We start from the raw sequence: 13,122 nt of genomic DNA, 5'->3' as shown, positions 1-13,122 counted from the left end.
CCGACTAATAAGACGCAGAAAAACTCAGCCCTTGGCGCCAGCCTCCAGCATATTCTCCGGCCGCACCCACGCGTCAAACTGCTCATCGGTCAAATACCCCAAACCAATGGCCGCTTCACGCAGGGTCAGCCCTTCGGCGTAGGCTTTTTTGGCAATTTCCGCTGATTTGTCGTAGCCGATGTGCGGGTTCAGCGCGGTCACCAGCATCAACCCCCGTTCCAGGTGCTCCGCCATTTTCTCGGCATCCGGCTCCAGGCCGGCGATGCAATGCTGCTGGAAGTTGCTGCAGCCGTCGCCCAACAGACGGATCGATTGCAGCAAGTTGTGGATGATCACCGGTTTGAACACGTTCAGTTGCAAGTGCCCCTGACTTGCGGCGAAACCGATGGTGACGTCGTTGCCCAGCACCTGACAGGCCAGCATCGACAAGGCTTCGCATTGGGTCGGGTTGACCTTGCCGGGCATGATCGAACTCCCCGGTTCGTTGGCCGGCAGCTTCACCTCGGCCAATCCGGCACGTGGCCCGGAACCCAGCAAGCGCAAGTCATTGGCGATTTTCATCAACGTCACGGCGAGGGTTTTCAACGCACCGGACAGCGTGGTCAGCGGTTCATGGCCAGCCAGCGCGGCGAATTTGTTGGGCGCGGTGACGAACGGCAGGCCGGAAAGGGCGGCCAGCTCTGCAGCGATGGCCTCACCGAAGCCGTGGGGCGAATTCAGCCCGGTGCCCACCGCGGTACCGCCCTGGGCCAGTTCGCAAACGGCCGGCAGTGCGCTGCGGATTGCCCGTTCGGCGTAATCCAGTTGCGCGATGAATGCCGAGATTTCCTGGCCGAAGGTAATCGGCGTTGCGTCCATCATGTGCGTGCGGCCAGTCTTGACCAGCTTCATGTGGCGCGCCGCCAGCTCGGCCAGGCCACCCGACAATTCGTTGATCGCCGGCAGCAAGTGATGTTGCACGGCCTGGGCGGCAGCAATGTGCATGGCGGTGGGGAAGCAGTCGTTGGAACTCTGGGAGCGATTGACGTGATCGTTGGGGTGCACCGGCGACTTGCCGCCGCGCGCGTTGCCGGCCAGTTCGTTGGCGCGACCGGCAATCACTTCGTTGACGTTCATGTTGCTCTGGGTACCGCTACCGGTTTGCCAGACCACCAGGGGAAATTGATCGTCATGGCTGCCGTCGATCACTTCATCGGCCGCTTGTTCGATCAATCGGGCGATGTCGGCGGGCAGGTCGCCATTGCGGTCGTTGACCCGGGCCGCGGCTTTCTTGATCAGCGCCAGGCCATGCAGCACGGCCAAGGGCATGCGTTCGGTGCCAATGGCAAAGTTAACCAGTGAGCGTTGCGTCTGAGCGCCCCAGTAGGCGTCATCCGGGACTTCAACCTGGCCAAGGCTGTCGGTTTCGATACGGCTCATCGGTCACACTCCTGTCAGTTCGATTGCGCAGTTTAGGCCGTGATCGACGGCCGTGGTTCCATCAGTCTGGATTGTGTCCATTCAACCCCTCTAAATCAGGCGCGACAAGGCTTGGGGTTGAGTGACACACTTTTTTAGGCGCAGAATGGACGTCCTTGGGGTTTTACCTCGCCTGCTAGAAAAGGAAACTCGATGACTCGTCTTCGTGCCATCTGTACCGCGGTTGCACTGGTTTGCGCCAGCGGCCAGGTTTTTGCCGATACCGCCAGCCACAACGCCAGTGCCGAGGCTTTCCTGACCCTGGCGCACGCTGACAAATTGGGCACTCCGGTGTACATGCAAGTTCAGCAGATGTTCGCTCAACGCTTCCAGCAAACCAAAGCCCCGGATTCGAAAAAAGCCGTACTCGAAACCTACCAGGCCAAGGCTAACGCCGCCCTGGACCAGGCCATTGGCTGGAACAAGCTCAAGCCAGACATGGTCAAGCTCTACACCAGCAACTTCACCGAGTCCGAACTCAAGGACCTGGTGGCGTTCTACCAGTCGCCACTGGGCAAGAAAGTCCTGGAAAAAATGCCGCAGCTGACTCAGCAATCGGCCCAGATGACTCAAGCCAAGCTGGAAAGCGCGGTGCCTGTGGTCAACAAGCTGCTGGCGGACATGACCGATGAGCTGACGCCGAAAGACGCGACCGCTCCAGCCAAGAAAAAGCCTTAAGCGGAGTCTGGTATGACCATGCAACAACGCATCGAATCGACGCTGGGTCTGCTACAGCCCCAGCATCTACAGGTGCTCGATGAAAGCCACATGCACAGTCGCGGGTTGCAGACCCATTACAAGGCCGTCGTGGTCAGCGAGCAGTTCGCCGGGCTCAGCCGCGTCAAGCGTCACCAGAAAGTCTATGGCACGCTGGGCGAACTGATGGGCGAATTCCATGCGTTGGCACTGCATACCTATACGCCTGAGGAGTGGGCGCAGATCGATGCGGCTCCGGCCTCGCCGACCTGTGCCGGCGGCAGCCATTAATGTGATGGGCTGTTGTGGCGAGGGAGCAAACTCCTTGGCCACAAAGTCATCTCGCCGTCCTAAATCACACGGTTTTTGTTAGAATCTGCAACGCGCCGCTCACCCGGCGCGTTTTTTTTCGCATCCGGTTCACCCCTTACGAGGGTAGCCACCTGGAGAATCACCCATGACACAACAGATTGTCGTGGCGGCACTGTATAAGTTCGTCACCCTGGAAAATTACGTCGACCTGCGCGAGCCCCTGCTCAAGGCGATGGTCGACAACGGCATCAAAGGCACGCTGCTGATCGCCGAAGAAGGCATCAACGGCACCGTGTCCGGCAGCCGTGAAGGCATCGACGGGCTCATGGCCTGGCTCAAGAACGACCCGCGCATGGACGACATCGATCACAAAGAGTCGTACTGTGACGAGCAGCCGTTCTATCGCACCAAAGTCAAACTCAAGAAAGAAATCGTTACCTTGGGCGTGGAAGGTGTGGACCCGAACAAAAAGGTCGGCACCTATGTTGATCCGCAGGACTGGAACGCGCTGATCAGCGATCCGGAAGTATTGTTGATCGACACCCGCAACGACTATGAAGTGTCGATCGGCACCTTTGAAGGGGCCATCGACCCGAAAACCACCAGTTTTCGCGAATTCCCCGATTACATCAAAGCCAACTTCGACCCGGCCGTGCACAAGAAGGTCGCGATGTTCTGCACCGGCGGCATTCGTTGCGAAAAGGCTTCGAGCTATATGCTCAGTGAAGGCTTCGATGAGGTTTATCACCTCAAGGGCGGCATCCTGAAGTACCTGGAAGAGGTGCCGCAGGAAGAAACCAAATGGCAGGGCGACTGCTTCGTGTTCGATAACCGCGTGACCGTTCGTCACGATCTGAGCGAAGGCGACTACGATCAATGCCACGCCTGCCGTACGCCGGTCAGCGTCGAAGACCGTGCATCCGAACATTACGTGGCCGGTATCAGTTGCCCGCATTGCTGGGACAAACTGAGCGAGAAAACCCGTCGCAGCGCCATCGATCGGCAAAAGCAGATCGAACTGGCCAAGGCTCGCAACATGCCTCACCCGATCGGCTACAACTACAAGCAAATCAACTCCGAGGCTTGAATCATGTCTGCATGTCGCCTGCTCTACGTGATGGACCCGATGTGTTCCTGGTGCTGGGGCTTTGCGCCGGTAGCCAACGCGCTGGTCGAGCAGGCGCAGGCAGCGGGGGTGGACGTGCATCTGGTGGTGGGCGGGTTGCGCACCGGCAGTGGCGCGGCGCTTGAACCGACCACCCGGCGTTACATCCTTGAACACTGGCAGGCGGTCACCGAGGCCACCGGCCAGCCATTCAAGCTGGAAGGTGCCTTGCCGGATGGATTCGTCTATGACACCGAACCCGCCTGTCGGGCGCTGGTGACGGCGCGCGGTTTGGCGCCGGATTGTGCTTGGAAACTGCTGGGGCTGATTCAGCATGCGTTTTACGCCGAAGGTCGCGATGTCACTCACGCCAGCGTTCTGGTGGAGCTGGCGGAGCGGGCCGGCCTGCCGCGCATCGAGTTCGCCGCAGCGTTCGATCGTGCCGATACACATGCCGCAACGGCTGCCGATTTCACCTGGGTCCAGGACTTGGGCATTGCCGGTTTCCCGACCTTGCTGGCTGAGCGAAATGGTCAATTGGCGCTGCTGACCAATGGTTATCAGCCGCTCAGTGTGCTTTCCCCGTTGCTCGGCCGCTGGCTGGAGCGCGCTGCCTGTGCATGACCTGCCCGACGACAGCGCAAGCGTAAAACGTGTCGATCGGTTGAGCTGGGCGGAAATCCGTCGTCTGGCGCTTCATCACAAGAAATCCCTGTGGATCGCCAACGGCGTGGCCGTGCTGGCGACCTTGTGCAGTGTGCCCATCCCTTTGCTCTTGCCATTGCTGGTGGACGAAGTGTTGCTCGGCCACGGTGACGCTGCGCTGAAAATCATGAACCACGCGCTGCCGGGTGCCTGGCAGAAGGCTGCCGGGTACATTGGCCTGATGCTGCTGGTGACCCTCACGCTGCGTTGCGCTGCCTTGCTGTTCAACGTGGTGCAGGCGCGGCTGTTCGCGGCGCTGGCCAAGGACATCGTCTACCGCATACGCATCCGTCTGATTGAGCGCCTCAAGCGTATTTCGCTGGGGGAATACGAAAGCCTGGGCAGCGGCACGGTGACCACGCACCTGGTCACCGACCTGGACACCCTGGACAAGTTCGTCGGCGAAACCCTCAGCCGTTTCCTCGTGGCCATGCTGACGCTGGTGGGGACCGCGGGCATTCTGATGTGGATGCACTGGAAACTGGCGCTGCTGATTCTGTTGTTCAACCCACTGGTGATCTACGCCACGGTGCAGTTGGGCAAGCGGGTCAAGCACCTGAAGAAGCTCGAGAACGACAGCACCTCGCGCTTCACCCAGGCGTTGACCGAAACCCTCGATGCGATCCAGGAAGTGCGCGCCGGCAATCGTCAGGGTTTCTTCCTCGGTCGCCTGGGGTTGCGTGCCCGGGAAGTCCGTGATTACGCGGTGAGTTCGCAATGGAAAACCGATGCCTCAAACCGGGCCAGCGGCTTGTTGTTCCAGTTCGGTATCGATATTTTCCGCGCCGCGGCAATGCTGACGGTGCTGTTCTCGGACCTGTCTATCGGCCAGATGCTCGCGGTCTTCAGCTACCTGTGGTTCATGATCGGGCCAGTTGAACAGCTGTTGAACCTGCAATACGCCTATTACGCTGCGGGCGGTGCCCTGTCTCGAATCAACGAACTGCTGTCCCGCGCCGATGAGCCGGAGTACCCCAAAGGGGTCGATCCATTCAATGGCCGCGAGACGGTGGGCATCGAGGTTCAGGGCTTGAGTTTCGGCTACGGTGACGAGCTGGTGTTGAACCAGATGAACCTGTCCATCGCCCCCGGCGAGAAAGTCGCGATCGTCGGGGCCAGTGGCGGTGGCAAGAGCACCCTGGTGCAACTGCTGCTGGGCTTGTACACGCCACTGGCCGGCACCATTCGTTTCGGCGGTTCGACTCAGCAAGAGATCGGTCTGGAAACGGTCCGGGAAAACGTCGCCGTGGTCCTGCAACACCCGGCGCTGTTCAACGACACCGTGCGCGCCAACCTGACCATGGGCCGCGAACGCAGTGACGAAGCGTGCTGGCATGCGCTGGAAATCGCGCAGTTGCACGCCACGATACGCGAACTGCCCAATGGCCTGGACAGCGTCGTCGGGCGCTCCGGCGTGCGCCTGTCCGGTGGTCAGCGGCAACGCCTGGCCATTGCGCGGATGGTGCTGGCTGAGCCGAAAGTGGTGATCCTCGATGAGGCTACTTCGGCGCTGGACGCCGCCACCGAATACAACCTGCATCAAGCGATGGCGCGGTTCCTGAGTAACCGCACCACGCTGATCATCGCCCACCGACTGTCGGCGGTGAAGCAGGCCGACAGGGTGCTGGTGTTCGACGGTGGGCAAATCGCCGAGGATGGCGACCACCAGCAGTTGATCGCTGAGGGTGGCCTGTATGCCAAGCTTTATGGGCATTTGCAGCAGTTGTAGGTCAATTCCACAACACTTGGAGCGCATTTTCCCCGCCGTCGTAACCGAACTCCTTCACCACGATCGAGCATGACTCGCAAGGGCGCATTGTCGTAGCGACGTCGACGGATTTGATCGTTGCAGGATCGGGGTATTTTTCCCGAATCACGCGGATCAACTTGCTTTCGCTGTCCAGAGACGTGGGCTTGGCCGTTTGCACTGGCTTGTAGGTCCCTATGTCCTTGATGGTCGTCGGCACGGCCAGCAGCTTGCCTTGATCGGTCACATCAAGGGATGTAACAGGAAAGTGTTGATTCAGGTCGATGTTGAAGTAGATGGTATCGCCGACCCTGACTTGATCCGCGCCCAGGTTCTGCTTGAACAGCGGCAAATGACTGGTCGCTTGCTGGCCCCCTGAAACGCTGACATAAACTTCCCGTTGCCCGGCAGTGGTCATGACCTCGGCGTAGGCGATGTTCCTCGGGTTGTAGGAGCGTTGGCGCCGAGGGATCAGTTGGTGGAGCTTTTCCATGGTCTGGTTGATCCGCAGCGCGCTGTTCGTGTTGCTGGCGTCGATGGTCGGCGACTCGAACAGGGTATCGAAAATATGCGCCGTTCTTTGCCGCAGAGCTTCCGGGGCGTCCTTGCTTCGGCTCCAGGACGTGGCGCCTTGCGGCAATTGCGTGACGATCATTCGGGTCGAATGATCGAACATCAACGCCTCTCCAGGGCTGGTGTCTACCTTCAAGTGTTTCATGCTGGTCGCCGGGATCGGGTTCGTTCCGATGGGAATGGCGATCTCCTCCATGGTTTTCATTGCTCGCGAAATGGCTTCGACCCCGTGGATGCGCGCGATGTTGTTGGCACTCAGCGATCCGGTGTAGACCAATAACAATTCCTCTCCCAGCGTGCCTTCGGCCATGTCGGGTTTGAGCAGGCGTTTCAAGGTCAGCGGCTCGCTCAAGTTTTGTCCCTTGGGTACTGTCGCGACGTAATACTTATCGGTGTTGATCCGGGTAAACACATAAGTGCTGGAGTCATCGAGGGACGGCACCAGAATGGCCCCGATCTGATGTGAGTCCTCAGCGCCCTCATAGACGCCTTTAACCTCTATGCGGCCGTAAATACCTTTACGGAACATCAGACTGGCCGGTATTTCTTTGCTCGGTACCAGCCATTTCTTGGCAAAGCCGAGTTGGCTGATGTCACCTTTGTAGAGGCTCGGGACGCCATCGGTGATGTAATAAAGATTACCTTCATGGGTCAGAAACTGACCTGCATGAGGCGGTCGCTCAACCGGCACGGATACCCGGTCGCCAAACCATGGCGCGTAATCTTTGGTTTCGTCGAACGAACCGATTTCCGGCGTGGGAGCCGGCTCGCTCGTCACAAAACTGCTGAGGCAATCACTCTTGCCGTTTGGCGCGCGACGTGGCCGGCAGGGCACCAGGGTCAATGCGTTGCTGTCATCGATCAGGTCGACGCGGCGTAAATCATTGCCATCGAGTCGGTATGGCAACTCGTCGATGAGTACCGTGGTGCGGCCATCGATTTCCAGCACTTCCCGGACACTGGTTTTATCGGGTAATTCAACGAAGACATGCGCATCACTGTTCTTCAGTGGGGGGTAGCTGGAACGACCCAGCGAGAGATCGTGGGCGTGAGTCGTCAGCAACGGCCCGAATGGGCGAGACGACTGTGGATCGATCAGGTAGTGCCGGAATCCCAATGGCACAACGTTACGCACGGGGACGTCTTCAATGCCTTTGACGATGGCAAGTTGATCGGCATCTGTCAGCGGGCGCCAATGCCCTGGATCGGTCACCTGGGTCAGGCCTTGGGGGAAATCGTACTCATCAGCCCGTCCGGCCAGCTTCTTGAGTTTGAACATTGCTTTGTTTTCGAGATGACTCAATGCGCGGCTGCCCGCTCGAACGCCCCGAACAGACGACTTCAGAAGGGTAGGCAGGGCGTCCAGAGGATTGAAATTTCTCAGATTGGCGGTCAGAAGGTTCGTCGAAAGCTTGCCCAGAGAGGGAAGCGTTGCCCGAATTCCCATTCGGCCGGCCTGGATGGCCAGCCTCATGCTGCCAGCGGCGAACTTCCCCAAAGGCAGGGCAAAGGAAACGACATCGACAATCAGCCCTATCACCCCGAGGACTCGATTGCCGAATTTGTCGGATTGCAAATCGTCGAGGCTGCCCCAGAACGGGATGAAGGGTTTTAGCTCGTACAGCCAGTGTTTTTCATCACGATCACGCTCGAATTTCGTTTCTCCCCAGGCTTGGGCCCGCAGTTCCTTTTCGTCGAGATAGAACAGGTTTTTCGAAATGAAAGAGGCAATTTCCCGGGAGCGGGACGAGGACAGCGTCAGGTTCGCGGTGATGTCGTGATGTGCCAGCGGGATCAATGAACAGCTAAGGGGGTCACCCAGTTGTTCGAGAATGGCGTAGCAGGTCGCTCCCTGCTTCGGTTTTATGCCTTTCTTGTGGGCTTCCCAATCGAACGGCAGTTTGTTGCCACCCGTAATGGGGATAACGTTGTAGTCGTCATCGAAAAAATCGGGAACAAGGAAGTTTTTGCGGTAGCCACCGACCATTTTGACTGAAACATCTGTTCGTATCCGTATCAATCCAGCGCGGGGAAGGCACTCGTAAAACGACGCCTTGCCGCGATAATCGGCTCGCAGAACGAACCCCATGCGCGCTCGCAGGGGCATTATCAGTTCACTGGTCTCGTCATCCGCTTTGATTTTCGAGGTTTCTTCCCTCAGGGTGTAGACCCTGACTTCTCCATGTTCCAGAGCCTGGCGATCAACCCAGGGCAACGTCACGAGCTGGTTTTTGATCAAGGTTTCATAGGCATCTTTGGCTTTATCGAGATAGCTGCTGAAGCGTTTGTCGAACAGGGCCGGAACGTCAGGCAGGGATACTTCGGGGGGGATTAAAAGAAAAGGTTTGGGGTCAGTGTGCTGCTTCGTAAGGCCATGCTCGAGAGTGCCCTTGCTTGACAGACTTATCCAGAAAGTCCCGATCTTGCCGTCGTTGCTGACATACCACTTTGTGTTGGGCGACAAGCCGCCCGAAGCGTACACCTCAACCAGGGGGTAGGTTCTTCCTGGTACCGTCGGCGTCTCGATCACGTTTCGTTCTACGCGTTTTCCAGCGTAGCCGTCGTCGCGCATCAGTCTTATGTCGAGCGGGCCAACCAATCGGCCGCTAAACGCCTCTTTCAGGCATTTACTGGCGAGCTCCAACCGCTGTGGCGGTTCTACCGTCATCTGGATAATCGCCGCATTCAATTGCTTCGTGTATTTCTCCAGAGCGTTGATCGGGTCGGACAAGGCTTCTGTCGCAGTCTCGTGGGTCGGAGCAATGGCACCCGTGGCCCTGGACCACTCGCGGGCAGCGGCGAGTCGCGTCAATGCAATCAGATCAAGCAACGCTTTTGGGGCCTTTTCACTTTTGCGCAAGGGTAAATCCACCAGTTGCTGAAACGTCAGACGCTGCAGCAGTCCCGGATCGAGTGCGTGTGCGAGCCTGGCGCCATGGACAAAGTTGACCCAGACGACGGAGGTCGCATAAGGAAGATCTTGCGGAATGTTGCGCACCTGAAACTCAATCGGAAACTGTCGCAGCAGCAGACGCCCGAGCACGATTTTTTCCAGGGGCGTGGTGACTTGCCCCGAATCGAGCAGATGATTCTCGAATTCACTGCGAAGACGTTGATAGCTTTTGCCTTGGTTGGCGCGTTGTTGCAGACGATAGCCGGCAATGGTGTCGGATGATTCGGTGGGGGACGGGCTGTACCAGACAAGCAGTGCTTGGGCCAGAAGCCGGGGGCCGATACCCGGAGCAGGATTTTCACCGGGACGAGCGCCGTACCAGCCCAATGCGTCGATCAAGCGTTGGGTCAGATAACGAGCCTTATGGTTGTCGAGCAAGCGCAGCAGGCAGACTTCGGGCGTCAATCGCATCTGTTCGGGGGTAACGTCCGGATCAGCCTCTCTTGCCAGGCGGTCAATGATGGGCGTTTCTTCATCACCCAGAACCAGGCTGATTTCGTTATCGATTTTCGAACGATCGTCGGCAGACAAAAGGCAGCTGATATCAAGGCCCTGTTCCAGACCCAGCCGGTGGTTCGCGCTTCTTTCTTCCAGCTCGCGAATCAATGGGGCAAGGGTTGTGGCATCTTGATGCTCAGGCACTGTAAGCCCGTAGTACTTCAAGATATGCGTGAGGCACAGAAGGCGATCTGGACGAACTTCTGCGCCGATGCTCTGAACCACTTCGGCGATATGCGCACTTCCTTTATCGAACTCTCGAGCCAGCGGCGAAAAGGGCTTTGGGGTCAGATAAGTGTTGTCTGTACGGATGCCTGAGGTGGGTATTTTGCGTAGTTGCGACAGTAAGGAATCGTATTCCGCCAGTTGCCCGGCGTGATGCTGCGCTGAAGTTGAAGTCGTTAATTGCATGACGGGTTCCGCTCTCGAATGGAAAGAGCGCCAGCTTCAACACTTCAAGCCGCTTCGAGGCGGTATATATATCTTGGCCTCCCGAAATATCCCGGCTTGCCGGGAATGAGATCAGCCCCTAGTCTAGCTGTAGCGATTACGTCCGGAAGACGATCAAGTAGTGCTTATGCAAGGGACCTCATGAATCAAACGCGGACACTCGGAACGCCACGGTTGTTGGGCATTGTCTGGCCATTTATCGCCGTTGTGGTGTTTCAAGCCTTGTTGGGTGGCGTTAGCCTTTATGTGCTGTCGGCGGTTCGCGGCTATGTCGCCGGTGAAAGCCTGTGGTCCAAAGGCCAAAAAGATGCCATCTATTACCTCAATCTGTACGCCGACAGTCGTGACGCGTCGATTTTCCGCAAATACCAGAATGCGATTTCCGTGCCCCAGGGCGGTCACGAGTTGCGGGTAGCGCTGGATCATCAACCGCCGAATATCGAAGCGGCGCGCCTGGCGATTCTCAAAGGTGGCAACCACCCGGATGACGTTTCCAGTCTGATCTGGCTGTACCTCAATTTCCGCCACTTCAGTTACCTCGAAAAGGCCATCGATCTCTGGACGGTGGGTGATGCGTACCTGGTCAAGCTGGATGACGTTGCGCAGGATATGCATCAGCACATCTCCACCAGCCCGGCCTCCGATGACGATATCAAGCGCTGGAAGGCGCAGATTTTTGCGATCAACGATGAGGTGACACCCGCAGCAAAAGCCTTCAGTGACGCATTGGGAGAGGGGTCGCGAGTCATTCTGCGCCTGTTGCTGGTGACCAACCTCGCCACCGCCCTGGGCTTGATCGCGTTGGCCTTGATGCGCACCCACAAACTGCTCAAGCAACGCCACGCCTTCGCTGACGCTCTGCAACTGGAGAAGGACCGGGCGCAGATCACCCTGCAATCGATCGGCGACGGGGTGATTACCACCGACGTCGAAGGCGCCATTGCCTACATGAACCCGGCCGCCGAAGCCTTGACTCACTGGAAGGCCGAGCAGGCGACCGGATTGCCGCTGGCGGCCTTGTTCAACCTGCTGGACGAGAATGCCCAGACCGACGGTTTTACGTTGATCGAGCGCATTCTCAGTGGTCATCTCAGCGGTGGCAGTGAACATTCCAAGTTGATTCAACGCCTCGATGGCAGCACGGTGTCGGTCACGCTGGTCGGCGCGCCTATCCGCAATGCCGGCAAGGTCAGCGGCGCCGTACTGGTGCTGCACGACATGACGCAGGAACGGCAATACATCGCCAATCTGTCCTGGCAGGCCACCCACGATGCATTGACCGGGCTGGCCAACCGTCGCGAGTTCGAGTATCGCCTGGAGCAGGCCCTGCACACGCTGACCCGGCAGGCGGGGCGTCATGCCCTGATGTTTCTCGATCTGGATCAATTCAAGCTGGTCAACGATACCTGTGGCCATGCCGCCGGTGACGAATTGCTGCGGCATATCTGCGCGCTTCTGCAATCGGGATTGCGTGAGGGCGATACCCTCGCCCGGTTGGGGGGGGACGAGTTCGGCATCCTGCTGGAGAACTGTGGGCCGGACGCGGCGGAGAAAGTCGCCGAGAGCCTGCGTCAGACCGTGCAGAATCTGCACTTTGTCTGGAAGGGCCGGCCATTCGTGACAACCGTGAGCATCGGCCTGGTGCATGTCGCGCAGAATCCGACCACCCTTGAAGCGTCGCTGCGCGCTGCCGACATGGCCTGCTACATGGCCAAGGAAAAAGGTCGTAACCGGGTTCAGGTCTACCATCCCGATGATTCGGAGTTGTCCCTGCGCTTTGGCGAAATGGCCTGGGTACAGCGCCTGCACATGGCGCTGGAAGAGGATCGCTTCTGCCTGTATGCCCAGGAGATTGCGCCGCTTGGCCATACCGATGCAGGCAGCGGGCATATCGAAATCCTGTTGCGCTTGCACGACGAGGCCGGGCGCATGATTTTGCCCGACAGCTTTATTCCGGCGGCCGAGCGTTATGGCCTGATGAGCTCGCTTGATCGTTGGGTCGTACAAAACGTGTTCAAGATCATTGCCCAATGTCGCGCGGAAAAGCGCCACGGGCCACTGGCCATGTGTGCGATCAATCTGTCAGGCACAACCATCGGAGACGAGGCGTTTCTCGACTTCCTGCGTGAACAGTTCGTTACATATTCGATACCGGCTGAAATGATTTGTTTTGAAATTACTGAAACCAGTGCTATTTCAAATCTTGGCAGTGCGATCAGATTCATCAATGAACTCAAGGGTTTAGGTTGCCTTTTTTCGCTGGACGATTTTTGCGCCGGAATGTCTTCATTCGCCTACCTGAAACATTTGCCTGTAGACTTCCTGAAGATCGACGGGAGTTTCGTAAAGGATATGCTGGACGACCCGATTAACCGCGCTATGGTCGAGGTGATCAATCACATCGGTCATGTCATGGGTAAGCGTACGATTGCCGAGTTTGTCGAGACGCCACTGATCGAGCAGGCATTGCTGGAGATCGGGGTGGATTACGCTCAAGGGTATGTCATTGAACGCCCGCAACTGTTTACCTGCGATAGTTTGCAAAGTCGTCCTGCCAGGCCTCAACCCTTGTTGTTCAGGGCGCCTGGCACGTTCCGTTGAAATCTCTTGCTGATCCTAACAATC

The 13,122-nt window shown here is 58.0% G+C and carries 8 protein-coding genes; 6 read left to right on the top strand and 2 right to left on the bottom strand.

Annotation, left to right across the window (positions count from 1 at the left end; all coding sequences use genetic code 11):
• Positions 1-24: 24 nt before the first annotated feature.
• Complete coding sequence (locus F7R06_RS25090; protein ID WP_090317853.1) at positions 25-1,419, bottom strand: class II fumarate hydratase; 1,395 nt, start codon at positions 1,417-1,419, stop codon at positions 25-27.
• Positions 1,420-1,611: 192 nt separating this feature from the next.
• On the opposite strand from F7R06_RS25090, the gene F7R06_RS25085 reads away from it, so the two are divergent.
• The 5 genes from F7R06_RS25085 to F7R06_RS25065 all read left to right on the top strand — a co-directional run bounded on the left by F7R06_RS25085 (position 1,612) and on the right by F7R06_RS25065 (position 6,005).
• Positions 1,612-2,136, top strand: coding sequence for a DUF2059 domain-containing protein (locus F7R06_RS25085; RefSeq protein ID WP_090317856.1), 525 nt, complete (start codon positions 1,612-1,614; stop codon positions 2,134-2,136).
• A 12-nt stretch (positions 2,137-2,148) separates the two neighbouring features.
• Positions 2,149-2,445, top strand: a complete 297-nt coding sequence (locus F7R06_RS25080; protein ID WP_090317859.1) for a BolA family protein — start codon at positions 2,149-2,151, stop codon at positions 2,443-2,445.
• Positions 2,446-2,611: 166 nt separating this feature from the next.
• On the top strand, positions 2,612-3,553 hold the full coding sequence (trhO, locus tag F7R06_RS25075) for an oxygen-dependent tRNA uridine(34) hydroxylase TrhO (RefSeq protein WP_090317862.1): 942 nt from the start codon (positions 2,612-2,614) through the stop codon (positions 3,551-3,553).
• Between the two features lie 39 nt (positions 3,554-3,592).
• Positions 3,593-4,195, top strand: coding sequence for a DsbA family protein (locus tag F7R06_RS25070; RefSeq protein WP_174552473.1), 603 nt, complete (start codon positions 3,593-3,595; stop codon positions 4,193-4,195).
• Positions 4,188-6,005 carry an ABC transporter ATP-binding protein gene (locus F7R06_RS25065; protein ID WP_090317868.1) on the top strand — a complete coding sequence of 606 codons (1,818 nt, stop codon included), beginning with the start codon at positions 4,188-4,190 and terminating at the stop codon, positions 6,003-6,005. The genes F7R06_RS25070 and F7R06_RS25065 overlap by 8 nt, the downstream gene beginning before the upstream one ends.
• A gap of 1 nt (position 6,006) precedes the next feature.
• Here F7R06_RS25065 and F7R06_RS25060 read toward each other — a convergent pair whose 3' ends face one another.
• Positions 6,007-10,458 carry a hypothetical protein gene (locus F7R06_RS25060; RefSeq protein WP_151149706.1) on the bottom strand — a complete coding sequence of 1,484 codons (4,452 nt, stop codon included), beginning with the start codon at positions 10,456-10,458 and terminating at the stop codon, positions 6,007-6,009.
• Positions 10,459-10,638: 180 nt separating this feature from the next.
• On the opposite strand from F7R06_RS25060, the gene F7R06_RS25055 reads away from it, so the two are divergent.
• Entirely contained in the window at positions 10,639-13,098 is a 2,460-nt protein-coding gene (locus tag F7R06_RS25055; RefSeq protein WP_090317881.1) for an EAL domain-containing protein, read from the top strand.
• Positions 13,099-13,122 lie beyond the last annotated feature (24 nt).

Origin of the sequence: Pseudomonas moorei (assembly GCF_008801475.1) — a bacterium.
Lineage (GTDB): Bacteria > Pseudomonadota > Gammaproteobacteria > Pseudomonadales > Pseudomonadaceae > Aquipseudomonas > Aquipseudomonas moorei.
This window is presented reverse-complemented; position numbering and strand designations above follow the sequence as displayed.

Bases quoted from the DNA above. Each gene is read 5' to 3' on its own strand.
- F7R06_RS25070 (WP_174552473.1), top strand. From the start codon at position 3,593: ATGTGTTCCTGGTGCTGGGGCTTTGCGCCGGTAGCCAACGCGCTGGTC.
- F7R06_RS25090 (WP_090317853.1), bottom strand. From the start codon at position 1,419: ATGAGCCGTATCGAAACCGACAGCCTTGGCCAGGTTGAAGTCCCGGAT.
- trhO (WP_090317862.1), top strand. From the start codon at position 2,612: ATGACACAACAGATTGTCGTGGCGGCACTGTATAAGTTCGTCACCCTG.
- F7R06_RS25060 (WP_151149706.1), bottom strand. From the start codon at position 10,458: ATGCAATTAACGACTTCAACTTCAGCGCAGCATCACGCCGGGCAACTG.
- F7R06_RS25055 (WP_090317881.1), top strand. From the start codon at position 10,639: ATGAATCAAACGCGGACACTCGGAACGCCACGGTTGTTGGGCATTGTC.
- F7R06_RS25085 (WP_090317856.1), top strand. From the start codon at position 1,612: ATGACTCGTCTTCGTGCCATCTGTACCGCGGTTGCACTGGTTTGCGCC.
- F7R06_RS25080 (WP_090317859.1), top strand. From the start codon at position 2,149: ATGACCATGCAACAACGCATCGAATCGACGCTGGGTCTGCTACAGCCC.